The 25,108-nt window shown below is 45.9% G+C and carries 28 protein-coding genes and 3 pseudogenes; 26 read left to right on the plus strand and 5 right to left on the minus strand.

Going from position 1 to position 25,108, the window contains the following annotated elements; translation table 11 throughout:
• The first annotated feature begins 43 nt into the window (after nucleotides 1-43).
• From DESDI_RS06205 to DESDI_RS06285, 16 genes and pseudogenes are all read left to right on the plus strand, one after another.
• The gene (locus DESDI_RS06205; RefSeq protein ID WP_015261787.1) at nucleotides 44-4,084 is read left to right on the plus strand and encodes an S-layer homology domain-containing protein; all 4,041 of its coding nucleotides are present in this window, start codon (nucleotides 44-46) and stop codon (nucleotides 4,082-4,084) included.
• Between the two features lie 86 nt (nucleotides 4,085-4,170).
• Entirely contained in the window at nucleotides 4,171-4,764 is a 594-nt protein-coding gene (locus DESDI_RS18035; protein WP_015261788.1) for an LPD28 domain-containing protein, read from the plus strand.
• A 15-nt stretch (nucleotides 4,765-4,779) separates the two neighbouring features.
• Entirely contained in the window at nucleotides 4,780-5,340 is a 561-nt protein-coding gene (locus DESDI_RS06220) for a YodL domain-containing protein (protein ID WP_015261789.1), read from the plus strand.
• A 65-nt stretch (nucleotides 5,341-5,405) separates the two neighbouring features.
• Nucleotides 5,406-5,810 carry a SpoVG family protein gene (locus DESDI_RS06225; RefSeq protein WP_015261790.1) on the plus strand — a complete coding sequence of 135 codons (405 nt, stop codon included), beginning with the start codon at nucleotides 5,406-5,408 and terminating at the stop codon, nucleotides 5,808-5,810.
• Nucleotides 5,811-5,851: 41 nt separating this feature from the next.
• Nucleotides 5,852-6,064, plus strand: coding sequence for a hypothetical protein (locus DESDI_RS06230; protein WP_015261791.1), 213 nt, complete (start codon nucleotides 5,852-5,854; stop codon nucleotides 6,062-6,064).
• 55 nt (nucleotides 6,065-6,119) lie between these two features.
• A complete protein-coding gene (locus DESDI_RS06235; RefSeq protein ID WP_041219782.1) occupies nucleotides 6,120-6,485 on the plus strand; it encodes a hypothetical protein in 366 nt (121 codons plus the stop codon).
• Between the two features lie 44 nt (nucleotides 6,486-6,529).
• Complete coding sequence (locus DESDI_RS06240; RefSeq protein ID WP_015261793.1) at nucleotides 6,530-6,793, plus strand: DUF6133 family protein; 264 nt, start codon at nucleotides 6,530-6,532, stop codon at nucleotides 6,791-6,793.
• Entirely contained in the window at nucleotides 6,783-7,226 is a 444-nt protein-coding gene (locus tag DESDI_RS06245) for a prepilin peptidase (protein ID WP_041219317.1), read from the plus strand. The genes DESDI_RS06240 and DESDI_RS06245 overlap by 11 nt, the downstream gene beginning before the upstream one ends.
• A gap of 13 nt (nucleotides 7,227-7,239) precedes the next feature.
• Nucleotides 7,240-8,100 carry a Flp pilus assembly protein CpaB gene (cpaB, locus tag DESDI_RS06250; protein ID WP_015261795.1) on the plus strand — a complete coding sequence of 287 codons (861 nt, stop codon included), beginning with the start codon at nucleotides 7,240-7,242 and terminating at the stop codon, nucleotides 8,098-8,100.
• 2 nt (nucleotides 8,101-8,102) lie between these two features.
• Nucleotides 8,103-8,915 carry an AAA family ATPase gene (locus DESDI_RS06255; RefSeq protein WP_015261796.1) on the plus strand — a complete coding sequence of 271 codons (813 nt, stop codon included), beginning with the start codon at nucleotides 8,103-8,105 and terminating at the stop codon, nucleotides 8,913-8,915.
• 14 nt (nucleotides 8,916-8,929) lie between these two features.
• Nucleotides 8,930-9,361: pseudogene (locus DESDI_RS06260) on the plus strand (type II secretion system protein E); the annotation flags it as partial.
• Between the two features lie 7 nt (nucleotides 9,362-9,368).
• Entirely contained in the window at nucleotides 9,369-10,370 is a 1,002-nt protein-coding gene (locus DESDI_RS06265) for a recombinase family protein (RefSeq protein ID WP_427846167.1), read from the plus strand.
• Nucleotides 10,371-10,787, plus strand: coding sequence for a recombinase (locus DESDI_RS06270; protein WP_015261798.1), 417 nt, complete (start codon nucleotides 10,371-10,373; stop codon nucleotides 10,785-10,787).
• A 1-nt stretch (nucleotide 10,788) separates the two neighbouring features.
• A complete protein-coding gene (locus DESDI_RS06275; protein ID WP_015261799.1) occupies nucleotides 10,789-12,351 on the plus strand; it encodes a recombinase family protein in 1,563 nt (520 codons plus the stop codon).
• Between the two features lie 143 nt (nucleotides 12,352-12,494).
• Nucleotides 12,495-12,719, plus strand: coding sequence for a helix-turn-helix domain-containing protein (locus DESDI_RS06280; RefSeq protein WP_015261800.1), 225 nt, complete (start codon nucleotides 12,495-12,497; stop codon nucleotides 12,717-12,719).
• Nucleotides 12,720-12,734: 15 nt separating this feature from the next.
• Nucleotides 12,735-12,986, plus strand: coding sequence for a hypothetical protein (locus DESDI_RS06285; protein ID WP_015261801.1), 252 nt, complete (start codon nucleotides 12,735-12,737; stop codon nucleotides 12,984-12,986).
• On the opposite strand, the gene DESDI_RS06290 is transcribed toward DESDI_RS06285, so the two are convergent.
• Both DESDI_RS06290 and DESDI_RS06295 read right to left on the minus strand, forming a co-directional pair.
• The gene (locus DESDI_RS06290; protein ID WP_015261802.1) at nucleotides 12,964-13,374 is read right to left on the minus strand and encodes a flavodoxin family protein; all 411 of its coding nucleotides are present in this window, start codon (nucleotides 13,372-13,374) and stop codon (nucleotides 12,964-12,966) included. The genes DESDI_RS06285 and DESDI_RS06290 overlap by 23 nt on opposite strands.
• A 106-nt stretch (nucleotides 13,375-13,480) precedes the next feature.
• The gene (locus tag DESDI_RS06295) at nucleotides 13,481-13,876 is read right to left on the minus strand and encodes a pyridoxamine 5'-phosphate oxidase family protein (protein WP_015261803.1); all 396 of its coding nucleotides are present in this window, start codon (nucleotides 13,874-13,876) and stop codon (nucleotides 13,481-13,483) included.
• A gap of 148 nt (nucleotides 13,877-14,024) precedes the next feature.
• On the opposite strand from DESDI_RS06295, the gene DESDI_RS18390 reads away from it, so the two are divergent.
• Nucleotides 14,025-14,408, plus strand: a complete 384-nt coding sequence (locus tag DESDI_RS18390; protein WP_015261804.1) for a winged helix-turn-helix transcriptional regulator — start codon at nucleotides 14,025-14,027, stop codon at nucleotides 14,406-14,408.
• 180 nt (nucleotides 14,409-14,588) lie between these two features.
• On the opposite strand, the gene DESDI_RS18180 is transcribed toward DESDI_RS18390, so the two are convergent.
• From DESDI_RS18180 to DESDI_RS18245, 3 genes and pseudogenes are all read right to left on the minus strand, one after another.
• Nucleotides 14,589-14,744, minus strand: a complete 156-nt coding sequence (locus DESDI_RS18180; protein ID WP_202950017.1) for a transposase — start codon at nucleotides 14,742-14,744, stop codon at nucleotides 14,589-14,591.
• 56 nt (nucleotides 14,745-14,800) lie between these two features.
• Nucleotides 14,801-14,920: pseudogene (locus DESDI_RS18535) on the minus strand (hypothetical protein); the annotation flags it as partial.
• On the minus strand, nucleotides 14,872-15,171 hold the full coding sequence (locus tag DESDI_RS18245) for a hypothetical protein (protein WP_015261806.1): 300 nt from the start codon (nucleotides 15,169-15,171) through the stop codon (nucleotides 14,872-14,874). The gene DESDI_RS18245 and the pseudogene DESDI_RS18535, both read right to left, overlap by 49 nt.
• A 727-nt stretch (nucleotides 15,172-15,898) precedes the next feature.
• Here DESDI_RS18245 and DESDI_RS06310 point away from each other — a divergent pair.
• The 9 genes and pseudogenes from DESDI_RS06310 to DESDI_RS06345 all read left to right on the plus strand — a co-directional run bounded on the left by DESDI_RS06310 (nucleotide 15,899) and on the right by DESDI_RS06345 (nucleotide 24,887).
• Complete coding sequence (locus tag DESDI_RS06310; protein WP_015261807.1) at nucleotides 15,899-16,831, plus strand: helix-turn-helix domain-containing protein; 933 nt, start codon at nucleotides 15,899-15,901, stop codon at nucleotides 16,829-16,831.
• Between the two features lie 169 nt (nucleotides 16,832-17,000).
• Nucleotides 17,001-17,492, plus strand: coding sequence for a hypothetical protein (locus DESDI_RS06315; protein WP_015261808.1), 492 nt, complete (start codon nucleotides 17,001-17,003; stop codon nucleotides 17,490-17,492).
• A 60-nt stretch (nucleotides 17,493-17,552) separates the two neighbouring features.
• On the plus strand, nucleotides 17,553-18,356 hold the full coding sequence (locus tag DESDI_RS06320; protein WP_015261809.1) for a hypothetical protein: 804 nt from the start codon (nucleotides 17,553-17,555) through the stop codon (nucleotides 18,354-18,356).
• Nucleotides 18,357-18,400: 44 nt separating this feature from the next.
• Nucleotides 18,401-18,961 carry a hypothetical protein gene (locus DESDI_RS06325; RefSeq protein ID WP_015261810.1) on the plus strand — a complete coding sequence of 187 codons (561 nt, stop codon included), beginning with the start codon at nucleotides 18,401-18,403 and terminating at the stop codon, nucleotides 18,959-18,961.
• An 85-nt stretch (nucleotides 18,962-19,046) separates the two neighbouring features.
• Nucleotides 19,047-20,828, plus strand: a complete 1,782-nt coding sequence (locus tag DESDI_RS06330) for a hypothetical protein (RefSeq protein WP_015261811.1) — start codon at nucleotides 19,047-19,049, stop codon at nucleotides 20,826-20,828.
• Between the two features lie 170 nt (nucleotides 20,829-20,998).
• Nucleotides 20,999-22,426, plus strand: a complete 1,428-nt coding sequence (locus DESDI_RS06335; RefSeq protein WP_015261812.1) for a cell wall-binding repeat-containing protein — start codon at nucleotides 20,999-21,001, stop codon at nucleotides 22,424-22,426.
• A 246-nt stretch (nucleotides 22,427-22,672) separates the two neighbouring features.
• A pseudogene (locus DESDI_RS17575) lies at nucleotides 22,673-22,936 on the plus strand (cell wall-binding repeat-containing protein); the annotation flags it as partial.
• A gap of 120 nt (nucleotides 22,937-23,056) precedes the next feature.
• Complete coding sequence (locus tag DESDI_RS06340) at nucleotides 23,057-24,409, plus strand: DUF3788 family protein (protein WP_015261813.1); 1,353 nt, start codon at nucleotides 23,057-23,059, stop codon at nucleotides 24,407-24,409.
• Between the two features lie 16 nt (nucleotides 24,410-24,425).
• Nucleotides 24,426-24,887, plus strand: a complete 462-nt coding sequence (locus DESDI_RS06345; protein WP_015261814.1) for a GyrI-like domain-containing protein — start codon at nucleotides 24,426-24,428, stop codon at nucleotides 24,885-24,887.
• Nucleotides 24,888-25,108: the final 221 nt, after the last annotated feature.

Genomic DNA, 25,108 nt, shown 5'->3' on the forward strand with positions numbered 1-25,108 from the left:
GTTTTTTCATTGTCAAAATTAAAAGAAAGGATTGAGAAAACCCATGAAACAGAAAGGAAAACGCATCGTCATTATTGCCCTTGCTCTCCTTCTCCTTATATGCGGCGGAATCTATACGGCGTACCGCCTGCATCCGGAGAGCTTTGTCGGGCAGGATGAAATCATCACACGCGGTGAGTACGCCGCAATTCTGGCGCAGGAAATTCCGCTCGATACCTCAAATGCGGAAAAAGACCCGCCCAGCTTTTCCGACATTGACGGTCACTGGTCGGAAAAATACATCGAAGCACTCATTGACGCCGGAATCATTGACCCCGCCGATTATCCCGACGGCTTCCATCCCGACGACCCGATCACCCGCGCCGAGATACTAAAGATGCTCGTGAGAGCGGATGGCAAGGACGAGGAAGCAAAAAACACTCAAGGGCACAGCGGATATGATGACCAGCCGGACATCAGGGATGAGGACAAGGGATATGTCATCATCGGCCGTGAGAACGGAATCATCGGAGATACGGATGATAATAAAATCCGTCCCAATGATCCGGCTACCAAGGGCGAAGCCGAGGATATGAACGACAAGGTCACGCCGAAGCCGACTGAACCAACGCCAACCACTCCGAGTCCGACTCCCGGAGCCAAGGATCAGCCGACGCCTACCCCGACGAATCCGGACGAAAACCAGCCAACCCCAACTCCTACCCTGCCTCCTACGCCCACACCCGGCAATCCTGGCGGCGGCTCAGGAGGCGGCTCATATTATCCTCCCGCACAGGTGAGGTTTGAACTCCACGAAACGGTTCATACCGACAGCGAAATTCATGTGATGCCTGTATGGAAGTACATGAAAACCTATACCTGGACGCTGACCAAAACCGCCGTTGATGGTTCACAGCAGCCTATGGAGCTGGCTGATGCTGTAAGCGGAACCCTCGGCTTGGAGGGGGGCACAATCCAATTCAAGGAGGAAGGACAGTATACTCTGACCGCCACAGCCAAAAACGCCAGAGGAAAGGAAACCGTGCTGTCCAAGCGGGTAACAGTGTATCCGGTTATCGACCTGAGCTTTGACCTGCCGGAAACCACCCATACCGACAAATCAGTCACGCTCACTTTCCCGTTGGAAAAGTTCTATGGACACGACATCGTGTGGTCGGCGGCAAAGGACGGCGAAGCTGTCCAGCCGACAGACATTCTGGAGGGCGAGCTTGGAAACGAAGGCGGCACCTTTGTGTTCGGGAATAAGGGCAAATATACGCTCACAGCGTCCATTGCCGACGAAATCGGCCGAGTATTCACCCATAGTGAAAATACCAAGGTCTATCCTGTGGCGGGCATAGCATTCTCACTTCCCGCTGCGTCCCATACCGACACGGCGCTGGATGTGGTCACAGCTCTGACCGAAGCGGAAGGTCTGACCGTCAGCTGGAGCCTGACGAAGAATGGTGAAGCGGCAGCGCTTGCCGACGAGCTGGAGGGCAGCCTCACCAGTGGCGGCGGGAATATCCGCTTCAAGGACAGGGGCGTGTATATGTTAACCGGGACGCTCGCCGACGAAACCGGCAGAATCTTTGAAGACTCCCATACCATAACCATCTATCCGGTAGGCTCCATCGGCTTTTACGCACCGGAGATCACCCATACCGACAAAACGATCCATGTGGAAACACTCTTTGAGAACCTTGGCGACGCTGCAATCCAGTGGTCGCTGACCAAGGACGGAGAAGCTATTGTCCTTGCTGATGCGGTTCAGGACGAGCTGACCAACGAGGGCGGATATATCCGCTTCATAGATAAAGGCGAGTATGTTCTGAAAGCCGCCTTCACCGATCCGGCTGGCAGAAGCTACAGCTATACGGCGCCCGTCAAGGTTTACCCTGTTCCCGGCATCACATATACATTACCGGAAACCGCCCACACCGATACCATCGTCAATGTGATTTCGGAAACCACGGAACTGGATGGACTCAATGTTGAGTGGCTGTTGGAGAACGGCTTTGGCTTCCAGAATTGGGCGACATATATCGATGGGACACTGGATAACAGCGGAGGCTCCATCCGCTTCAAGCATGCCGGAACCTACGAGCTGATTGCAAGAATTACCGATGAAACCGGGCGGGTATTCCTGTTCGAAAACGGCGGCAGGATCGAAGTCCTGCCAGTGCTGAGCATCAGCTTTGAGCTTCCTGAAGCAACCCATACCGACAGAACCATCGACCTAAGGACCCGAGGCAATAACAACATACTGCCGGTGGAGTGGATAATCACCAAAGACGGCACGAATGTTGAGCTATATGACGTTGTGGATGGAGCACTGAATGCCTACGGCGGTAAAATACGCTTTATGCAGACCGGAGATTACACCCTGACTGTCGCCATGACGGATGCTCTGGGCAGGGCGTTCTCTTACAGTGCATCAACGACAGTCTGCCCAATCCCAACGATTAATCTCAGCATGCCGGAGGTTTGGTACGACGGTGAAGCCGGAACGATCAGAGTAAGCGGTACGGATTTGGAGAGCCTCACCTCTGAATGGACGGTCGTGAAGGATGACGGCGGTGCTGAACCGTACTCAATTTATGCATCCGGTACACTCACCAAAGCAGGCGGCAGCCTGACCTTCCCGACTAAGGGACAATACACTCTGCTCCTGACCATGACAGACCCCACCGGACGCAGCTTCACAAAGAGCAGGAGCTTCACGGTATTTCCCATCCCGACCATGAGCATCAGCGTCCCGCCGCTGACCTACAGCACTGATTCCATGGCAATCACCGTCTCCGGTACAGAGCTTAACGGCACGGATACTGCTTGGTTTATCTCTGTGGATGGCGGTCAGGCCGAGTCCTATACCCAATATGCCACAGGCACTGTCGGCACAGGCGGCGGTAGTCTTACCATCAGCACGGACAAAACCATTGCTGTTAAGCTGATTGGCGAAACTACCGATGTGAATGGAAGGAAATTCACCTTTACATCCAACACGGCGACGATCAAGCCGATAGCCAGCTTCCCGTTCACCATCCCGTCCTCTGTTCATATCGGGAGCAATATAAACGTATCCCTGCCGACTATGTCGGGATTGGAGGGCAGAACCCTTACATGGTCGCTGACCAAAGGCGGAAGCCCGGCGAGTTACACCGGAAGTCTGTCAAACAGCGGCGGCGCTATTACAATAAGCGTACCTGGCAGCTATGTTCTGACTGCCAGCACGACCGACAACACAGGCAGAGCTTTCACTTATTCGCAGAGCATCAACATCACCAATACTGCACCGAATAAGCCCACCGGCAGCGCCACGGTCACAAGAACAGCGCTAAACGGCAAGCTGAAGGTAAACATTTCGGCATTTGCAGCCGATCCGGACGACGACACTGTTACGCTGGAATACTCCGGCAACACAGCGGACAGCTATTATTCCGTGGGTACTCATACCGTCTATGTCAGAGCAAAGGACGCATGGGGGCTGTATTCCGACTGGACACCAATCACCTTCACTGTGAACAACTCTGCGCCCACAACTCCGGTAATTAACCGTACTCCTGACGGCAACAGCATCGCTCCCGGCGTACCAATTACAATCACCGCCTCCAGCAGCGATGCTGACGGCGACGCTATCAACTATGTCTGGGAAGGCCGTCCGGCACAGACAAGCACTGCTTATCCCCTCGGTAAAAATGTGGTGCGTGTGAAAGCTGTTGACTCAACTGGCGCCGAATCGCCTTGGGCGGCTATCGTGTTCTTTATCGCCGACCCCAATCGCGGCGGGGGCATGACGCTGACCGGCCCTGAATCGGTCATTCTGGAACAGGGCATCGCAGGAGCGACCATCACCAACTATACCTTCACGGTGCCGCCTGTTTCAGGTCACAGCGGCGACGACTACGGTCGTGTTCGCGGCTATAATGTGCTGACTGGACAGTGGGATCAGCTGAACTACGGCACAACCACCAACGGCATCACCTTCAGCCGCAGCCTGTCGCCCGGTATCTACAGTCAGCTGGAGTTCTACTATTACACCAACCACGACTGCATGTACAACAAGAGCAATATCACTTACTCCGTAAGCTTCTATTTCCAGTAACCAATCCTCTGATGACGGGAACAGCACCATGATTATCATGCTGCTGTTCCTAACCGTTTTACAAATCAGGAAAGGAGAAATCGCCTATGAGCGTAAATGCCAGAGAAGAACATCATGAGCATGTGGAGCTGTTCGGGAAACCGGCGCTCTTTACCAACTCCCGCATCGAGCGGTCGACTGTTCCGAAGGGTTTTCACTGTTACGATGTGCGCGGCTCGGACAATGATCCCGGCAGCCCGGTAACGGTTGAAAACCTCGTCGCTGTGAATCACGCCGCAACTGTTCTTACACCGGAACCGGTCGCCATCCCACAGGAAGGATATCGCCGGTTCAAGGGAGAACTGAATTTCCTCGGAGAATGTATGACGCTTGCCGAGTTCTGTGATGAACACGGTCTCACGCTTGGAGATATAAGCGAGCTGCCAGACATGTGCTTCTCCGTTCTGCCTAGCGACGGCAGCCTCATTTGTGTCAAGCATAGTGAAACCGGCTATTACAAATCGGATTGGGATACCGGCGACCCTGTGAAAAACAGAGAGCTTGCCGACTTCAACAACGAGGAGCTGGGCGTGTCAAGAGCGCAGGAGGAAGCCATGGTCATCAAATCCATGACCGGCTGGGTGTCTCAGGAGCCATCCTCGCAGGAGTTCGGCATGGAGCAGAAAATGAGTGGAATGTGATACAAGGAGGCTTTCATGAACGGTATTCAGATTAAAAACAACCGAATTCTCTACTACGGCAACACAGCCGGATATCTCGACAAGGATAAGGCTGTTGTAGACCCCCTGTTTGAAAACGACGAGCTCAAGTCCTATCTTTCAAACACCAAGGGAATCAATGTGGAGTGGACGCCCGGCACCTACGAGCGGCTGGCGGAGGGAAAGCTCGATTCGGAAGGCAATGCACTGATTCTGAAGAAGTGCCGTGTCTGGCAGCTCAGGCCCGATGTTGACCCCATGATGAAATTCATCGGATACGACGAGTTGCTGAAGAATTTCGGTGAGCCAGATCCGGATAATTACCGGGTGGTCTACGACGGCGAGGTGGATACCAACGAGCTGGAGGCCCTATATGCCAAATTCAATCTCGACCATCCCTCCGGCTACGAGGGGCATAGTCTCTCCATGTCGGATGTTGTCGAATTATACAATAATTCCGGCAGTATCTTTCACTATGTAGACCGCTTCGGCTTCAAGGAAATATCCTTCAAGCCGCAGGAGCAGGAGCTATACCAAGGACCGGAGATAAGCATGTAACCCAATCAGCCGCAGCCGAAAGGCTGTTTTTTTTAATTCCAAAAATTTATAAGGAGGAATCACCAATGCGTAAAACACAGAATGCGGCCAACACAGCGCAAGAAGCTGCACAGACTGTAGCCGAGCAGACCATACCCATGAAGGTAGACGTCAAGATCGGTTCCATCCGTCCGGAAGGCAATGTCCGAGCCTATGCATCCGTCAACCTCAATGACTGTTTTGCCATCAGGAATATAAAGGTTGTGGACAGCTCCAAGGGGCTGTTCATCGCCATGCCCAGCTACAAGGCGGGAAACGGCGAATATAAGGACATCTGCTTCCCTGTCACCAAGGAATTCAGGGAGCAGCTGAATAATGCGGTCATCGACGCATACAAACAGGCTCTCACGCAGAGTCAGCAGCAGAAGGCGGCGGATTCGCCCCCTTTTGACCAGGCACTGGAGCAAAGCTCCGGCATGCAGATGGGATAATCAGGGAAAAGGCTATCTTAAAATTTTTGGAGATGATGCCTATGAGCAAAGAGCAAGTCCTAATACCTCTGGGTACCGGCCAAACCTTTTACTACCAGCTTCCCAACATGAAGCTTCCGGATAACCATGCAATTCGTGAAGGGTTCCTGTGCAAAGGAAATATGCCCGCAGCCCTTGTGACTTCAGGGGTTGTTGAAGCTGCTGCCCAGGGCTTTTTCCATGTGGATGACGCACAGGAATACGAAACCGAATAAGATTTCACAGGCAGTTTAACACCGGACTAAACCACCGGTGTTTTTTGCTGCCCATATGGAGGTGGTAAACACGAAAGAAGTAGAGCTGGAACTGGATCTGATCAGAGTTGTGTGCGATCCCAACCCACTTTTTAAGTATCAGCTTATTTACAGGGACGGAATGGCCACAGGCGTGGCAGGAGTATACAGCTTCGACGAGGACTGGTATTACCTTTACAAAAGTGACACGGAAAGATACAGGGTCAAGCGGTGCAAAGACCTGGAAGGCATTCCGCCCGCCTTTACCTATAAGCAGCAGCGAAAAAGGCGGGAAGATAAACCGGACGAACAAAAACCCCTTGAGCAAAGTGTGGCAGCAGATTCGCCCGCTTTGGAAGAAGTGCCGGAGCACAGCGGCTCCTTGCGCATGGGCGGTATGTAAACAAAAACCGATCAATGAAAATATGAATTTGGAGGTAAATCACAATGAAAAAGCTCACTAAAAAAATCATCGGCAAGGCAAACGATATGATCACAAGGGTGATCGCCAAAAACACAGAAATGTTCCTCAAGTCTAGGGTCATTCTCTGCTCCCAGCGCGGGGAAGGCTTCGTGGACACTGCCATCAAAATCCTGATGGCAGTTGTCATCGGCGCCCTCCTTCTCGGCGGTCTTTATGCCCTGTTCGGCGAAACTATCCTGCCGACCTTGAAGCAGCGTATCATCGATATGTTCAATTATGGAGGCTGATCTGGACGCTTTGTCACAACTGGCGACGCTTATGCAGGGCGGTTTTTTTGCTGCCCTGCTTGCGGCGGCGTCAATTACTGATATCCGCAAGGGTATCATTCCCGATAGGTTTTGCGTCGGCATAGCCCTGACCAGCCTAATTGCCTTTGGGCCACTGAAGCTGCTTGGTGTTTCCGCATCAATTATCTTTCTGATAGCTGCCCTTTTATTCGGCGGCATGGAAGGCGGAGATATCAAGCTCATGGCGGCGGCCGGGCTGGTGCTGGGCTTCAACAAAAGCATGATCGCTGCGGTCATCGGCTTAACCGCCCTGCTGGTATTCCATGCAGGCAATTATATAATCAAAAAGCTGCGCGGAAGGGCTGCTCAAAAGGCATATCCTCTCGCGCCGTTTCTTTCCCTCGGCTGCCTCGCAGCCTACTTTATAACTTAAGGAGGAACACTCTATGAGCTTTCTGAAAAACCGCACGGTGCTGGGAGTTATTTGCATTGTGCTTTCTTTAACCATCTGCTTTGCGCTAACGCCTCTCTTTAATCAGAGCGTGTCTCAGAAAACGACCGTCATCCGGGTAGCGAAGGACATCAAAGCAGGAGATACCATCACTAAGGATATGATCCAGACCGTGGAAGTCGGCGGCTACAACCTGCCGGAGGATGTAATCAGGCAACAGGACGCCGTTCTCGGTAAATACGCAGTGGCGGATCTGTCCCCCGGTGACTATGTCCTCACGGCCAAGCTGTCGGATACACCGGCGTCGGAGAATGCCTATCTGTACAACCTGAACGGCGACAAGCAGGCTATTTCCATCAGCATTAAAAACTTTGCCGGAGGCTTGTCCGGCAAGCTGATCTCAGGCGACATCGTGTCGGTAATTGCGCCCGACTATAAAAAGCAGGGCTCCACCGTGATCCCTCCGGAGCTGACCTATGTGGAGGTCATCGGCGTGACCGCCAGCACAGGCTTCGACACCAATCAGCAGAACGCCGAAGCCGACTCAACCGTAAAGAATGATAACGAAAAGCAACTCCCCGCCACTGTCACCCTGCTGGCTTCACCGGAGCAGGCCAAAATATTCGCGGAGCTGGAGTCGGACGGCAAGCTCCATCTGTCCCTCGTGTACAGGGGCTCCAAGGAGGATGCCGCGAAATTTACCGAGCTGCAGGACAAGGTAATTGAAGCCCTGTATCCGAAGCCTGCGTCGCGGACGGCTGAACAAACCCCGCAAGCGGCTGTTTCGGAAACACCGATCCCCTCGGCGGTTCCAACTGAGCCTCAAAATTCTGTACAGGAAACCGGAGGTGAGTAAAGATGCTTAATTTCATGAAAGGGAGTATTTTCTCCCGCAAGCAGGCTGAGTCTGTGCCGGAGGAACCGGAACAGAATGTGCAGGTGCTGGCGGTATGGGGCAGCCCCGGCAGCGGAAAGACCACTGTGAGCGTCCGTCTTGCGAAATATCTGGCGGATCAGAAGAAGAATGTGGTCTTGCTGCTGTGCGACATGACCACGCCCATGCTGCCCTGCATCTGTCCGCCCGGCGATCTGGAGTGTGAGCGATCCCTCGGCAGTATACTTGCCGCCACCCATGTGACGGATCTGCTCATCAAGCAGAACTGCATCACCCACAGGAAGCTGGACTACCTGACCATTATCGGAATGCTCAAGGGTGAGAACGTGTTTACTTACCCGCCGTACTCCCAGGAGCTTGCAGCCGAGCTGATTGACCATCTGCGGGACATAGCAGCCTACATCATCATCGACTGCGGCAGCGCCATCGCTCACGATATCCTGTCTGCGGTTTCGCTGCTGGAGGCTGATTCTGTTCTCCGGCTGGTAAACTGCGACCTGAAGTCTGTCAGCTACCTCTCCAGCCAGCTCCCACTCCTGAAGGATCAAAAATGGGACGCCGACAAGCAGTACAAGGTGGCTTCCAATATCAAATCGAATCAGGCAGGAGAGCATATCGAGCAGGTCTTGGGCAATGTCTCCTTCAGGCTTCCCCATTCGGACGAGCTGGAGAATCTGGCTCTATCGGGGAACCTGCTGGGAGGGCTGACACTCAAGGACAGCCGGAGCCTCCGCAAGGAGATCGCCCAGCTCGCAAAGGAGGTGTTCGGCGTATGAGCAGAAAGAATCGCATGAAGGATATAAACATCCCGCCGCTTGCGGGAGTGAAACCTCAGGCCATCACCATGACAGGCAATCAAGGCCTGTTTTTTTCATCCGATGGAGCTGCCAGGGATTTCAACTCTGTGTTACATGAGGTGCAGGAGTACATCTCCGGCAAATATGCCACACTGATTACCGATGGCGGCACGGAGGAAGTCAAGGCGCAGATCAAGCGGTATATAACCAAATATGTTCAGGATTACCGTATCGCTGTTTCGGGTATGTCACAGAAGCAAATGGTGGACGCTCTGTACACCGAGATGGCGGAGTTTTCGTTCCTGACAAAATACATCTTCGGAGCCGGTATTGAGGAAATTGACGTCAATGCATGGAACGACATCGAGGTACAGTACAGCAGCGGAGTCACCAAAAAGCTGGATGAACATTTTGACAGCTGTGAATGGTGAGATGGTCATCGTTCCAGAAGAAGCAGAAGTTGTTAAGCGCATTTTTTCAGAGTGCCTTTCTGGTAAAGGTGGAAGTGTGATCGCAAAGGGCCTTAACAGGGACAAGATTCCTGCAAGAAGAGGTAATCATTGGAGCACAGGAACAGTGATTGATATGCTCCGAAATGAAAAATACAAAGGGGATGCGCTTTTCCAAAAGACTTACACCGACAGCAACTACAATCGGCGACCTAATAAAGGTGAGAAAGACCAATTTTACTGCAAGAATCATCATGAGCCTATCGTCAGCAAAGAAGTGTTTTCTAAGGCACAAAAGCTGATAACAAAAAGAGCGAAGAGTAAGGCTGTTAACAAAAAAGCTTATCAAAATAGATATGTATTAAGCGGCAGAATCATCTGTGGAGAGTGTGGGTCCACGTTTAGAAGAAAAACAAACTACTCTGCTGGCAGAAGTTATATCGCCTGGAGCTGCAAAGGGCATATTGAAGACAAGAACAGCTGCTCCATGCTGTTCCTGCGTGATGGAGAGATAAAGGCAACCTTTGCCACCATGATGAATAAGCTTGCCTACAGCAGAAAGATTATCCTTGGGCCACTTTATGAGGCTATAAGTAAAAACCAAGAAGAGTGCGACCTTGAAAGAATTGATGCCATCGATAAGCGAATGGAGCAATTGACCGAAGAGCGCAATACGCTTATTGGTCTTATGACAAAAGGGTTCCTTGAACCAGCACTTTTTAGCAAGGAACGAAATGCTCTGGATAGCGAAATAAAAAATCTAACCACTGAGAAGACAAACCTGGTCATGTCATTTACAAGTGGAACATCACGGGCTGATGAGGTAAAGACGATTCTTGAGCATGTGTCAAAAGATAAGTTTGATGGCAATTATACAGACGAGGCATTTGAAAAGTTTGTAGAAAACATCATTGTAAATTCAAGGGATGAACTGACATTTAAAATGAAATGCGGACTTTCCCTGAAAGAAAGGGTGGTGAGGTAAATGGCTTATGTACCATACGGATATACAATTACAGAAGGTATTGTTACTATCGATGAGAAGGCAGCAGATCAAGTGAGGGTGTTCTTTGAAAAGTACATTTCCGGGCTTTCCCTTGCTGTGGCCGGTGAGCAGGCTGGTATTCAGAAGACACATTCATCCATGGGGCTTATTTTGAAAAACGTCAACTATCTTGGAAATGACGTATACCCCGCAATCATTGATAAAGAGACGTTTGATAAGGCTGAAGAAGTTAGAAGTAATCGTGCGAAGGATCTAGGGAGGATTGCAGAGCTTGCAGCTTTCAGTGCTCCTCCACCTATAGAAAGATTTAAAATGAAAAAATCAGAAGGTAAGCTTCCAGATGCTCCAATAGCGCGAGCGGAGTACCTATATAGTCTGATAGAAAGCGAGGTGTAAAGTGGCCGAGAAAAACATAACTGTAATTCCAGCACGAAAAAGGGTGGGAAGTACAGCCGCAAAAGAAAAGGTAAAAAAACTTCGTGTAGCTGCTTATTGCCGTGTTTCTACAGAAACTGAAGAGCAGAACTCAAGCTATGAGGTGCAGGTTGCTCACTACACTGAGTTTATAAAGAAAAATGCTGAATGGGAGTTTGCAGGCATATTTGCAGATGACGGCATTTCAGGCACTAACACGAAAAAACGAGAAGAGTTCAATCGCATGATTGACGGGTGCATGGAGGGGAACATCGATCTGGTGATTACAAAGTCCATTAGTCGATTTGCCAGGAATACTCTGGATTGCCTAAAATATATTAGGCAGCTCAAGGATAAGAACATATCCGTATTTTTTGAGAAAGAGAACATCAACACAATGGATGCCAAGGGAGAGGTGCTTCTGACCATTATGGCATCCCTCGCGCAGCAAGAAAGTCAGAGCCTTTCACAGAATGTTAAGCTGGGACTTCAGTATCGATACCAGCAGGGCAAAGTTCAGGTCAACCACAATCGATTTATGGGGTACACGAAAGATGATGAAGGCAACCTAATCATTGTTCCTGAAGAGGCTGAAATCATTAAGCGCATATACAGAGAGTACCTTGAGGGTAAAAGCCTAGCAGGCATTGGGAGGGATCTTGAGAAGGATGATATTTTAACAGCTGCAGGAAAACCAAGATGGCGACCGGAGACCATAAAAAAGATTCTGATGAACGAAAAATACATCGGGGATGCCCTTTTACAGAAGACCTTCACTGTGGATTTTCTTACGAAGAAAAGAGTCAAGAATGAAGGCCATGTCCCACAGTATTATGTTGAAAATAGCCATGAGGCGATCATACCAAAGGAACTATTTTTACAGGCTCAGGAAGAACTTCATCGCAGGAATAATATTTATACAGGGGCAGATAAAAACAAAAGACTCTATAGCAGTAAATACGCTTTGAGCACCATAACCTTCTGCGGAGATTGCGGGGACATTTACAGACGGGTCTACTGGAATATACGCGGTAGAAAAGAGTTCGTATGGCGATGCGTTACGAGAATCGAGCAAGGTCCTGAAACGTGTAAGAACCGCACGGTAAAAGAAGGAGATTTATATGACGCGGTAATGACGGCCATTAACAAGCTCCTTGCCGGTGGAGATAACATGATGAGAACACTGGAAGAAAACATCCATGCAATAATTGGTGACACCACAGAGTACAGAATATCAGAGATAAACACCTTACTTGAAGAAAAACAGAAAGAAATAATCAGCCTGGCTAATAACGGAAAAGACTTTGAATTCCTTTCAGAAGAGGTTGATAAGCTCCGTGAAGAGCGGCAGAGGCTTCTTGTGGAAGATGCATCCTTAAGTGGAGAGAATGAGCGAATCAACGAGCTGATAGGATTTATCTGCAGGAACAAATATCGCACCCTACTGTATGATGACACTTTAGTAAGGAAGCTGATCCAAAACGTCACTGTGTACGAAGACCACTTTGTAATAAGCTTTAAGTCTGGCATTGAAATTGAAGTATGAAAAACGGACTTAATTAACCCATGACTCTAGAGTAGAGTTGTGGGTTTTATTATGATTAGGCAATTATGAGAATATTCGGTATGTTATTGTACATATCAACCAAATGGTTTATAATATAATTTAGTAGAATATGGAGGTGCTGTATGACTACGGCAGATATGATCAAACAACTGTGTGAACAAATGAATATAAGCGTCGCAGAACTTGCCAGACGTATTGGTCAGACTCCACAGAATTTCAATAAAAAACTAAAACGTGAAACTGTAACATTGGATGAATTGAAAGCCATAGCTGATGCACTGGATATTAAGTTTGAGCAGGTATTTATTTTGCCTAATGGCAATGAAATAAAGACAGGTAATGAGTAAAGGAGGTGGCCTAATATGATGATTAGTCCAGAAAGTTATTATGAAGAGTACCTTAAAGGAAAAACTAGAGACCAGATAATGACGGCTATTCGCGGGCTTAAGCAAGAAATTGGTCGCCTCAAAAATACAATGGAAGGCCCGGAATATGGCATAAAAGAAATCATGCATCCGAGTGAAGATACGCGTTTGCATTGGACTCGCGAATACCTAAAAAGAGCCAAGCAAGCATATGCGTTAAATTCATCTATTTTTCTAAATATTCTTTGACAAAAGTTACTGCATCCTGTAAGTCTTTCGTATTGGGTCTGCCGCTATGCATCAATGTAAATTGACCCCGGCAATGATATTCATGCTCAGACATCTTTAAGCCGCTTTTTTCTACTATGCTTTTAACTTGAGCATACGTAGATTCGATGATGGCTGCAGAACTAATGTTAACAACTTCTCCGACCTTTACATCAATGTTAGCAATGAATTTTTTAACATCCCCAGCCAAGCCTGCGGCATAAACTGAATTTGCCAAAAACAAAGTATCAATATCTTCTGTAAGAGGCTCCGTAATTGGTAATGCCTTGACCCCTGCTTCTTTTGCAACAGCTTCTGCAAGCTTCTTGGTGTTACCGGTTCGTGTGTAATATCTAACGGCTATTTTCATATTTATTCTCCTTATATTGTTGGATTAGAATCAATGAAGTTAGGTAGCCGAATCGCACTTGCTAGTTTGATTCGACTCCTGACAGTCATAAAACGGTTGATTGTTTTTAAAATTCGTAGCTTTCTGATTCTCCGCCCATGGAACCAATGCTTGCTTTAGTATCTTTTAGATAGTAAGGTGCAATGACTTCTTTCGGGAACATCTGTTCAATCTGTTCACTCATACTGATGAAAGCATCCTTTGTCTCATCAGTATCATCAAGGACTGCAGCTCCATAAAGTCTTAATATTTTCTCATCATAATAAGCAGATATTGCTACTTTGCCATCGATCTGGAGCTGTTTGTGAAGGTTCATTGGCTTAGCGAGGATGAAGTACAGTTTTCCATTGTAAGGTATAGCAATACCCATTGGTCTTACATCAGGACCGGCTTCACCATTCGTTGCCAGATACCACACTTTGCTGTCCTGCAAATACTTTGCTACTACATTAACATTTTCCATGATCATTCTCCTTTTCTTGATAGATAAACTTGTTATTTATCTTTAACATGATATAATCATAGCATGCATTACAAATTATGCAAATACTATTAATAAAGATATATACTATCATAATTGATAGTATATATCTTTTCATTAAGGAGTGCTTATGAATTCTAAATACTTAGAAGAATGTTCCGAATGTAAAATCAGTAATGATGTAAAAATGCAACTGTGTCCATATTGCATGGCACAAAAAGTTATTATGGGAAAGTGGAAATTATTGATATTCTGGCATCTTCAACAAGGAACTAAAAGGTTCAGTCAGTTAAATCGACTCATCCCCTGCACTCAAGCAACATTAAACCGTCAACTGAATGAGCTTGTGCTAGACGGAATCGTTCATCGTGAAGTCTATCAAATTATTCCTCCGAAAGTTGAGTATTCATTAACACCTCTTGGAGAGAAATTTTGTGATGTTATAAGCTCTATGGGGAATTGGGGACTAACTTATTTCCATGCCAATGGTATGTTAACAGACATGAAAGAGTAGATCAAATAGTGAAATAGTCAATTAGATTTGTAACACCACTATAGGTCATTTCGGGGTCTGTCAATTATTTTGTGCTTTTAGCTATTAATCTCCTTTACAATAGATAACTTTGAGCCCTTTCCGATCGGTTTTTCAGCTCATTGAGAACCACCAGCCAGAACTTGGAGGTTTCATTCTCTCCTATCCACAGACCAGAACATCCTTTTGTCCGTCCATATCGATGCCGATGACCATATAGATCGCTTTATTGACGATCATTCCGTCTTGCTTTACTTTATAGTGAATAGCATCCAAAAGACCATGACGTAGATCCGCATCAACGGACGGTTCTGCCATTCTTTCATAGTGGGCATGATTTTGTTTGTGATATTTGATATAAGGATTGGAATACCTTAATTCCATACAACTGCTGCAGATGAGCTTGAATGTCTCTGGTGCTGACTCCTTTGGCCTTTCTTGACAATCACCAGTTCGAAGTCACTCTCTCGATCCCGGGGAATCTCCAGACCGGCTTCTCCGTAGTCGCTGCGGACTGTTTGGGTGCTATGGTCGTTTCGTCGATTTGCAGTTTCCTTCTTGCATCTTCATGTTTCTGATACCTGAGATGAGTATCCATTTCCCCTTCCAGCCTGCCTTGCAGTGCTTCTACAAACATGTCTTTGAGGACGTTTTGGATATCCTCCACGGATTGGATCTCGTTTTCTTTGATAAACTGCCTTACTTGATCCTGGGACATAATTCTTGGTTTTTTGCTCTTAGCCATTTCCGACAACTCCTTAGTGCTATTATAGTTGGATTAGCTAAAGGCACAATTTATTTTACACTCCCAAGCATTAATTGAAATCGAGGATTCCATTAACTTAGTGAATGAGGCATAAGATGAGAATAACTATAAGATTTACGAAGCTGAGACATGATTTTATGAAACTTTCAAGCCCTAATTTGACTGTATGTTGAGACGGTCTATCTGCTTACAAGGCTTGTGTTTTAATCTAAAACTTACTTCTAAACAACTAGGCTAAATAAGAGACGGCTAATCTCTAATGATATGTTTCCGCAAACGACAGCCAATCTTGGATATGTTCCCTAATACGACCCTTGATAAAAAAAGGGCTTGGAACAATAAAAATGATAGCTATCAATGCAACTCCAAGCATGTGGAGGCCGTAATCCTGTTGCGACGGCGGAAATGCTGATAAATAAAGGGGCTGAGGGATTATAAATGAAAACATGTTTTGACGTGAGAGGGCGCTTCACGTCTTTTCTTTTTTTGATAGAATATAAATGGGCTTGGTGTTTATAGTGTCTGTAAAAACGGGGTATGGGTCAACTCATGTGACATATCGTATCACCGTTGAATCTATGGTAACATTTTTAGGATTCAACAGTTATTAAGAAAAATCGCTGGTATCATACGTATCAACGTATTATACTGGAAAGTACTAACATATTAGTCGAAATGTTCTATCTAAAGCAGAGGACGTGATTTTATGGACTACATGACAGTTCGGGAAGCTGCAGAAAAGTGGGGAGTATCTGTAAGACGGGTACAATATCTGTGCATGCACAATATGATAACGGGTGCTGTCCAGTTTGGCAGGGTCTGGACCATTCCCAACGACGCTGCCAAACCAAGAGATGGCAGATATAAAGTAACGGAAGAAAGTCAAAAAGACATTGTCCGTCCTTTTCAATCCTGGGGTGGAAATGAAGAGATGCTTTCAAGGATTATAGAATTTTTTCCTTATCCAATTCAAGTTTATTCACCGAACGGGACGATGGTTTTAACTAACGAAGCATCTTTAAGGCTAATGCATATACCATCGAAAGATCATTTAATCGGGAAATTCAATGTATTGAAAGATCCAGTTATCGACAAATGGGAAGAACGAGCGAGAGAACAAATTTTAAAGTCATTTCAAGGTGAAACCGTACAATTTCAAGATTTAGAAATGCCAATTCAAGAAATTATCAATAGATTTGAGGTAGGCGAGCTTTGCTTTGACATGAGCTTCCAGAACATTACTTGTTTTCCTATTTTTGATGATCATAATCAACTGGCCTATGTCGTCCATGTCTTTGTTACATCCAAGCTGTATAATGGTAAAGAAGAAATGGTTAAAGCGAAGGTATACATAGAAAGCCATTGGCTGGAAGAATTTGATCTGGACATGGCGGCAAGGTCGGTAAATCTGAGTCGATATCACTTTTCCCGTCTTTTCAAAAGGTATACTTCCATGACTCCCTTCAGCTATTATCAGGACGTTAAAATAAACAAGCTGAAGGAGAAGCTTTGCGATCAGAATCTATCTATTGGCGAAGCTTTTTCTACCTGCGGTTTGAATTACAATGGAAATTACGCCAGGGTGTTCAAGGAAAAGGTAGGAATGACACCATCGCAATACCGAAAAACACTTGGATAAAAATAAAAAAGTATAGGATAAAGGCTTCCGTGTCAGTGATAAGAACACGGGAGCTTTTTTAATTGAGCAATATCTTTACTAAAGTCAGGTTGATATTAACTATATTTATTTTCTGAAAATCACTACCATGAAGTAAAAGAGGCCTTTTAATGAAATGAGGTGGTGAATAGTGAGCAAAAAAAAGAGCAAGGAGAAACTTCTGGAAGATCTGATTCAGATGCAAAAAAACATTGAAATAAAGGTTAAGGTTCAGGACAGCTTAATAAAAAGCATGCAATTGCTAATTCAAAACGAGGGACTGCATTTCCAGGTGATTGGTAATTTCCCTTATCCAATTGCCATTTTTGAACGCAACGGCATGCTGATCATGGCAAATCATATCCTGCTGCAAAGAGCAAACATAAAGCCTGACGATGTAAAAGCAGGAAAGATCAATTTTCTAAGCCGCATTACCAATGAGAATTTTGCTGTGCTGGAAGCTGTGGAAGATATCTTTTTAGGGGAAACAACGCTGCTGAAAAATCTGGTTGAGCCTCTCTCCATGTTTGTGAGGGATGACTTCATCCCGAATCATAGTGACGATTATGAAAGCGCCGTTTTTTTCCCGGTAGTCGAAAGCAATGATAACATATCTCATGGAGCGATGATGCTTATGAAGTAAGAGATTATTGTGGTATTCTAGCACTTCTAAAAAAAGAACTTGAAAGAGAAGGAAAAAACAATGAAAACAATAAGGTGTTTTGTTACTGTGGTGATAATAGTGTGTATGGCGTTTATGATAACGGCTTGTGGATCAGGCAGTAAAACAGATGAAAACAATGGGGGGCAGACCCAAGGAAATGCTGGCCAGAGCGGAAGCACAAATGGCGACCTCGATGTCGGCCAAAATTTAAAATGGCCTGCCGATAACATGGGAAATCTACCGGAATTAAAAGGCAAGATCACTGCCGTGTTGAAGGATGACAGTACCGGGCAATGTACAGTAGCTTTCTCCGAAATGGCAAAAGAGGATGCCCAAGCCTATATTACCGAAATGAAAAAAATGGGATATAAAGGGGAGATGAGTATGGCCGACGAAGAAAGTCTGATTCACAGCGGTAAAGCGGCAGACGGTTCAACAGCGGTCTTCACCTATAATATTACTGCCAAGGAAGGCACAATATCCTATGGGTCGGGCAACGCTTCCGGCCAATCCGCTACGGCTGTCGATATGAATGACGCTGCATCATGGCCGGAAGACTTTATGGAAAGTGTTCCCGAACTGGCAGGGAAGATTACCGATGTTGTCAATGACAATAACAAAAGCATAACGGTTCATTTAGAATATGTGGATCAAGCAATTTTTGAAGGTTATATCAAATTTCTGAAACAGAACGGCTTTACGACAGATGTAGACGAAAGCACAAGCGTTTCAGCGATTGATTTTCGGGCTTATAACGCCAAAGGCGAATGGGTTAACGCCTACATGAATATTGAAAAGGGTAACAATACAGTGACAGTCACGATGGAGAAGCCGGTGCAATAGCTAATATGTTACTTTACGTTACGAAAAAAAGGAGTATTACCGCAATGAAAAAACTAATGGTACTTTGTATTTGCTTGATTTTAATGGCTGCTCTCTCAGCCTGCAGCTCTCAAAAAACACCTGCACAGGACCAAAAATCGGTAAGTCAAGGTCAATCCGATCCAAGTGCCCAGGCAGCATCGCCGGCAACAGCCCAAACGGCGGAAACAAAGATTTTGATTACGCCGCCCTCCGGCTGGGAGAAGGTAACCGGTTCTGTTCTCCCGGTCCAATATATGAAGAACACGGCTAGCTTTATGGTTAAAAAAGAAAATTTCAGCGGCAAAACCCTTGAGGCCGTTGTACAGGAAGCCAAAGGATACTTCGAAGGATCCTTTGATAATGTCAAGTACATTGGTCAATCAGAAAAGATAAGTATAGGAGGAATCGACGCCCAAAAAATTATGTTCACCTGTATGGTCAGCAAGATGCAGATGAAATATGAATATGTCTATCTTTTAGAGGGCACAGACGTCTATGCAATTACTTTTGGCGATTTAGCCAGTTCCTTTGATTCACTCTCGGCAGATTATGAGCAAATACTTTCGAATATCCGCTTTGAATAACACGATGAATATCCTGATGGCAGATCAAAATAACAGCTAGTTATTGAAAAAACGAATTATTACAAGAGAGAATCAGGGTTGTGAAATGATTGCAAAAAATAAAAAAATCATCAGTATTTTCTTATCAGTTGTCATGTTATTGGCTGCTTGTTCCTGCGCGAAAACATCAGCTAAAAAAACAACGGATGATGATCTCAAAAAATTTATTGAAAAGCAAGAGGTTACTTTGGCCAATCAGGAAACAAGCGGCAAAGACACAACGAATTCATATTATTCTTTAGGGAATGCCGCTCTAACCCTGGATAAGACACGCAAAGATTCCGTCCGCTATGTGCCTCTGCGCGGTCCGGTCTTTCTGGAGCTTAAAGATACGGAAGGAAATGTCTGGCGCCTGGATATTCCGGAAAATGCCCTGCCGTATGCCGAAACAATTTCCATGCAATTGGCCGGAGATATCAGCACAGACATGGTTTCTGGCAAGCTGAATGCCGGCGTCGTTTTGCGGCCGGAAGGCCTGCAGTTTATTATTCCGGCCACTCTGTCCATTAGCGGACCAAAGGCCAGTACAGACAAATCCTTTGTTTTTTTCGGGGATCAATCCGGGACGCACTTGAATTTTGCTTCCAAGAAAGCGGAAACGGATATGCTTTCCATAGAAATAGCCCATTTTTCTTCCTATATTCTCTATACACCGGTGAGCGAAGGGGAATTTCAGCAGGCGGCTGAAATGGCTGCAGAGTCGTACAAAGAAGCCGTTATTGAAGCCAGAGCTTTTCTCAAGACCCCGATATCCGCACCCCCTGTGCCGCCAGATTATACCTTTATGTGTCAGGATGAAGACGGAGAAAATGCCTCGGAAGTAAGAAACCGGGCCCTGGACATGTACATTGAAAGTGTTGTTCAGCCGGAAAAGGACCTGATCATCAAGCTTTTAGCCTCAGGCCGTGAAGTCGCTCTGGTGGGTCAGGAGCAGGAATCCTTTTATTATGCCGGGCTTCTGCAGATGAGAAATATCAAGAAAGCCGATAAATTGATCCGAACCTACAAAAACGATGTCGATAAACTGATCCCGGTAATGAACGCGTCACTGAAGATTTTAAAAGAAGCCCAAACTCTGGGAGTGGATATCTCTATCCAACCTTATTTGGATACATTTTCCGACTGGATGGTCCGTGCCGCAGACAAGAAGATTAAAGAAATCAGAGAAGAGCATAATTACAAAGCAATGGGACCGGCAGTGTCGCTGATCCAGAGCGCGTTGATTTTCACCTCAGACTTTCAGGTCTCCCAGGACTTTTCCCGGAAGTACCTGCAGAAACTCAAAGATGCGATGACCTTCACTATAAACTATGACGTCTCGCTGCACTCCGGCATTGCCAACCAAAGAATGACGTTGAAGGGCAAAGTGAAATTATCCTGGCTGGATGAAAACGACGAAAAAGTATTTACCGGAAAGGGTGAGGGAGAATATGTAAGCTATTCCAACAGTTCACCAAATACGACACGGATTGATTATCCTAACAAATATCCGGTGAATATGAAGTTTATCAACTTCTCTCCCTGCGACAGTAAAACGGTGGATGTTCAGGTCGATATGATCGGAGCGCAGACGAAAGTCTGGTATAACCCCGAGCTTGATCAAAAATCGTCCGATGAATACAGCTTTGTCAACTTTATGGCGGAACAATTATTCCAAGATTACAAACAGGAAGACGGAAATTACCTTTTCCAAGTGCCCTTCACCAACAATAATGCAGTCATGGGCTCGGAAAGTTTCACTAAAACCGCTTCGATCGGCTATCCTGAAGAAGGCAGCGCCTCTGGAAGCATTACGTATACGATTGAGATTAAGCATACGCCCAAGTAACTACTCCTTGTTTTTTAAGTATGTTTCAACACAAAGCATACGGCATCGTGTAATAAATGAAATCCCACTACCCGTAAGCAGGAGAAATCAATAGGGATGGTATAAGCAAAGGCTTGTGCTATCTGCCTCGGTGAATGCCGAGAGTCTATATTATTTTTAGGAGGATTATCATGAAACAATCATCTGTTAGGACTTGTCTGCTGTTAATTGTGGCACTTCTCGTTACCGCACTATTCCCGATCACTGCATTTGCAGCTTTGCCGGAAGGTGTTCCTTCATCCATAGAAGCTCCTTCAATCCAGAACATCGCGTTAAAGACATATGATGACGGCAGGCCATATTTTGAAGCCCAGGTCTATTTCCCCCAGAGCGTTCTCAATCTCGACAGCGAGGCCCCTGGCGGCGGTTCTGTTTTCTGGGACTATTCGGTGAAGGTTGACGACGGATCCTGGAACGAGTTCGGCGGCGGCGGATATATTAATGTTTACACCGGCGGCGAGGACGGCGAAGCACCCGTTAGCGCCGGGACCTTTGCAATTACCTTCGATCCCATTGACGAAGGTACCCTGACCTCTGTCGATATTAAAAGCCATATTTATTCCTACCAGCTCCGCGTCTACTACGATTACTACGAGGGCTGGCCGGACGTGCAGCCTATATATTCTCCCGTCTCCAATGTGGTTACCATCGGATCCGGCAGCTTCTACGCCGATTCCAAAACGGATCGTTTGAGCGGAGCCAGCCGAATAGAAACCGCGATTGCGGTATCGCAAGAGGGCTGGCCAAGCGGCGCCGATACCATCATTTTGACACGAGAGGACAATTATCCCGATGCGCTTACCGGAACGCCCCTGTCCAAAAAATGCGACGCTCCCATTCTGTTTACGAACCGTCTGACGCTGACCCCTGCCACAGCTGCGGAAATTGCCCGCTTAGGAGCTAAAAAGGTCATTGTTCTGGGAGGCAGCGGCGCTGTTTCCGAGGCGATTGAGAACAAACTGAAACAGAGTTATACCGTGCAAAGGATTGGCGGCGCCGACCGCTATGCTACGGCGGCGAAAATTGCTTCGGAGCTTGGCTATAAAGGCAAGGTCGTCATTACAACAGGCCAGGATTTTCATGACGCGCTGGTGGTCGCACCGCTGGCAGCCAATCAAGAAATTCCCATTTTGTTGACACAGCCGAATTCCCTGCCGGCTGTTATTCAAGCGGCGCTGCTATCTATAACGCCGACAGAGACCATCGTGGTTGGAAATCAGAGTGCCGTCAGCAACACTGTTCTGGGCCAACTGACCAATGCCAAGCGCATCAGCGGCAGCGATATTTACGAGACGGCAATCCTGGTAGCGAAGAATTTTGAGGCGAATACGGAGAGAGTATTTCTGGCTACAGGCAAGGACTTCCCAGATGCGCTGTCCGGCTCTGCCGTCGCCGCTAAATTTAACAGTCCAATTCTGTTTGTGGGCGAACCGCTTTCTACTTATGTAAAACAATATTTAGGGGATAACAAGCAAAACACCACAAAAGTCCATCTTTTAGGCGGGACTGGTGCGATTGCAGACACAGTCCGCAATGAAGTCGAACGTATCTACGAGTAGGTGTTAATAAGCGTGTAACAAAAAATGTAAATTGAACGTGCTTGAATCTCAGATAAATCAAGGGCTTTAGATAAAAAAGATGACATCGTGCTTGATTTGATTGCTGCATTATTAAAAGCTAAAAACATGAATGGATTGATATACAGTAACAGAAATCCACACTCCGTTTAGTCTGCGGAGCGTGGATTGTTTTTAGCACATGCGAAGATTAAGATAAGCTTGAGGTGAACAGAAACAAAGTGTCTTATAGCCACCGGCAACAACTTTCCGGATGCCCTGGCCGGAAGTGTCTATGCAGCAAATCACAATGCCCCAATCATCCTAGCGGACAGCAAGTTGTCTGATCAGGTCAGGACTTATCTGAAGGGCAAGAAACTAACCGGAGCGACACTATTCGGAGGAGAGGCTGTAGTCAGTAAAAACATTGAGCAGCAGATTAGACAGTTGATGGCGAGATACGCGTTCACACCGAATGTCTGCTTAAACAATTACAAGTCATGTGACCCTTGAGTATATAAAAAGATACAAATGAATTGAACAGGGGTAATAAATTGTAATATTTTTCAAAATAGCATTGTGTGACAAGCGGTCAGGTTATATCAGTGCTATCCTTTTTTCAGGAGGTATAATATGCATGCATGGCAAGCAATACAAAACTCATTGAACTATATTGAAGACCATTTGTCAGAGAATATAAAGATGGAAACTCTTGCAAATGTAGCATCATTATCACCGTATTATTTTCAGCGCTTGTTTGGGCGTTTAGTGAAAAAATCTGTAAATGAATACGTGAGGCTGCGTAGGTTGGCAAAAGCTTCGGAAGCTCTTAAAAGTAAAGAAAAGCGAATCATTGATGTGGCACTTGATTATGGATTTTCAGATCATGCCAACTTTACTCGTGCATTTAAAGATGCATATGGCATTACACCAGATGCATATCGTGATTGTCCTGTTATACTCAATCATTTCATCAAACCAGATCTGCTTTTGAACTATATCATGGTTAATGAAGATGTATCGTTAATAGCTGATGGTATTGTGGTTGAAGTGATTCGTAGAAAACTGGATGAACCGCGCACATTTATTGGAATTGAAGGGGAGGTGCCTGATACTGAATTAACAGGAGGCAAAGGTACCGGTATTGCTACTACCGGGATAATATGGGATGAGTTCCATCGTCAGAAATCGAACATTCTAAATTTACTGCCGAATGGCAATGAATTTGGTGTTTTTTATTTGGGAGATGCCAGAGAAGGTTGCTGTAACTACATGGCCGGTGCTGAAGCCACCGGAAATATACAGGAAGAGGGATATGCTTCATATACAATTCCAAGCGGTGAATATGCCGTTTGCTGCTTGGAGGCAGAAAACTTTGCAGAACTTATTGGTTCCGCAATTTTCAAAGCGTCCTCATTTATGAATTGCTGGATGAAAAAGCACAGCCTGACTTGTGGCGATTTCGCTGCCGAGATATATTATAATAAAAATCAGGATGCCAGCTATATGGAGTTATGGCTGCCATTAAGCTCATCGCAAAGGATATTTAAAATTAAACAAACATGGGATAAAACCAATGGAACACAAAAGCCATCAATAACAACCATTAACACCTATGTGAATAGCCCTTTATTTGAATGCCTGTGCAAACATATGGAGACAGAATATCAGAGCAAGCCGGTGCTGGAATATAGTAGATGTTCCTTGCAGTACGGATGGAATGTGAAATATAAAAAGGCAGGACGTACATTATGTACCTTGTATCCAAAGGAGGGATACTTTATTGCCCTTATAGTCATTGGTGATCGTGAGCAGACAGAAACCGAATTTACACTCCCTTTTTTCACAGAGTATTTGCAACAGTTGTACCACGAAACAAAAAGCGGTATGGGTCAGAAGTGGCTCATGATAAACGTGACGAATGACGCGGTATTAGAGGATGTTAAGCAATGTATCGCCATCCGTAGAGGTAAAAAAAAAAATTAATCTGGAGGCAATTGAAATGGCAATAATATCAAAAATCAATTTATTGGAACAACCGGAGCAGCATGTCCTGTCTATCCGCACGACTATTCACTTCAATGATTACCCGGATACTGCTAAACAAGCCTATGGGGTAATTATGGAGTATGCAGCATGTAATGGTCTGCTGCTCTCCGGTGGTCCTTTTGTATGCTACCATAATGCTGATTTAGAAAACCTTGATGTAGAAATGGGTTTTCCTGTTGCAAAATCAGTATTGGGAAATGATGACATCACAGGATATACTATTCCTGTTCAAAAAGCGGTGTCAGGCATATTCTTAGGTGCTTATGAAGATACTGATCCGATGATGTTTGAAATTATACAGTGGATAATAGAGCATGGCTATGAACAGCAAGGAAAGATTTTCAATTATTATTTGAATGATGATAGTCGCAATGCAAGTGAACTGCTAACACAGATTGTTGTGCCGATAAAATAGGATTGACTCCCCTATAGATCATAAACATTACTGTGCGATACATTAAGAATAATCTATGAGGAGAGTTTACAACTGCTCCTGTTTGTAAATTAGGCGAAATTTACCTTTCCGCCAAGGCCCTACTACGCTCAAGCAGCGGCATCTTTTTTGACCATTCAAGGCACGTTGAAACGATAATAAAGATGACGAAATGTGGTTCGGAGGGCAAAAAGTAGACTTTG

This window comes from Desulfitobacterium dichloroeliminans LMG P-21439 (assembly GCF_000243135.2).
Classification (GTDB): Bacteria; Bacillota; Desulfitobacteriia; order Desulfitobacteriales; family Desulfitobacteriaceae; genus Desulfitobacterium; species Desulfitobacterium dichloroeliminans.

Coding starts and splice junctions, on each gene's coding strand:
- DESDI_RS06310 (WP_015261807.1), top strand. CDS start 15,899: ATGGACTACATGACAGTTCGGGAAGCTGCAGAAAAGTGGGGAGTATCT.
- DESDI_RS06265 (WP_427846167.1), top strand. CDS start 9,369: ATGGTCATCGTTCCAGAAGAAGCAGAAGTTGTTAAGCGCATTTTTTCA.
- DESDI_RS06240 (WP_015261793.1), top strand. CDS start 6,530: ATGAAAAAGCTCACTAAAAAAATCATCGGCAAGGCAAACGATATGATC.
- DESDI_RS18035 (WP_015261788.1), top strand. CDS start 4,171: ATGAGCGTAAATGCCAGAGAAGAACATCATGAGCATGTGGAGCTGTTC.
- DESDI_RS06220 (WP_015261789.1), top strand. CDS start 4,780: ATGAACGGTATTCAGATTAAAAACAACCGAATTCTCTACTACGGCAAC.
- DESDI_RS18390 (WP_015261804.1), top strand. CDS start 14,025: ATGAATTCTAAATACTTAGAAGAATGTTCCGAATGTAAAATCAGTAAT.
- DESDI_RS06330 (WP_015261811.1), top strand. CDS start 19,047: ATGATTGCAAAAAATAAAAAAATCATCAGTATTTTCTTATCAGTTGTC.
- DESDI_RS06230 (WP_015261791.1), top strand. CDS start 5,852: ATGAGCAAAGAGCAAGTCCTAATACCTCTGGGTACCGGCCAAACCTTT.
- DESDI_RS06270 (WP_015261798.1), top strand. CDS start 10,371: ATGGCTTATGTACCATACGGATATACAATTACAGAAGGTATTGTTACT.
- DESDI_RS06335 (WP_015261812.1), top strand. CDS start 20,999: ATGAAACAATCATCTGTTAGGACTTGTCTGCTGTTAATTGTGGCACTT.
- DESDI_RS06295 (WP_015261803.1), bottom strand. CDS start 13,876: ATGGAAAATGTTAATGTAGTAGCAAAGTATTTGCAGGACAGCAAAGTG.
- DESDI_RS06285 (WP_015261801.1), top strand. CDS start 12,735: ATGATGATTAGTCCAGAAAGTTATTATGAAGAGTACCTTAAAGGAAAA.
- DESDI_RS06225 (WP_015261790.1), top strand. CDS start 5,406: ATGCGTAAAACACAGAATGCGGCCAACACAGCGCAAGAAGCTGCACAG.
- DESDI_RS06290 (WP_015261802.1), bottom strand. CDS start 13,374: ATGAAAATAGCCGTTAGATATTACACACGAACCGGTAACACCAAGAAG.
- DESDI_RS06205 (WP_015261787.1), top strand. CDS start 44: ATGAAACAGAAAGGAAAACGCATCGTCATTATTGCCCTTGCTCTCCTT.
- DESDI_RS18245 (WP_015261806.1), bottom strand. CDS start 15,171: ATGGCTAAGAGCAAAAAACCAAGAATTATGTCCCAGGATCAAGTAAGG.
- DESDI_RS06345 (WP_015261814.1), top strand. CDS start 24,426: ATGGCAATAATATCAAAAATCAATTTATTGGAACAACCGGAGCAGCAT.
- DESDI_RS06245 (WP_041219317.1), top strand. CDS start 6,783: ATGGAGGCTGATCTGGACGCTTTGTCACAACTGGCGACGCTTATGCAG.
- DESDI_RS06280 (WP_015261800.1), top strand. CDS start 12,495: ATGACTACGGCAGATATGATCAAACAACTGTGTGAACAAATGAATATA.
- DESDI_RS06255 (WP_015261796.1), top strand. CDS start 8,103: ATGCTTAATTTCATGAAAGGGAGTATTTTCTCCCGCAAGCAGGCTGAG.
- DESDI_RS06340 (WP_015261813.1), top strand. CDS start 23,057: ATGCATGCATGGCAAGCAATACAAAACTCATTGAACTATATTGAAGAC.
- DESDI_RS06320 (WP_015261809.1), top strand. CDS start 17,553: ATGAAAACAATAAGGTGTTTTGTTACTGTGGTGATAATAGTGTGTATG.
- DESDI_RS06235 (WP_041219782.1), top strand. CDS start 6,120: ATGGAGGTGGTAAACACGAAAGAAGTAGAGCTGGAACTGGATCTGATC.
- DESDI_RS06325 (WP_015261810.1), top strand. CDS start 18,401: ATGAAAAAACTAATGGTACTTTGTATTTGCTTGATTTTAATGGCTGCT.
- cpaB (WP_015261795.1), top strand. CDS start 7,240: ATGAGCTTTCTGAAAAACCGCACGGTGCTGGGAGTTATTTGCATTGTG.
- DESDI_RS18180 (WP_202950017.1), bottom strand. CDS start 14,744: ATGGCAGAACCGTCCGTTGATGCGGATCTACGTCATGGTCTTTTGGAT.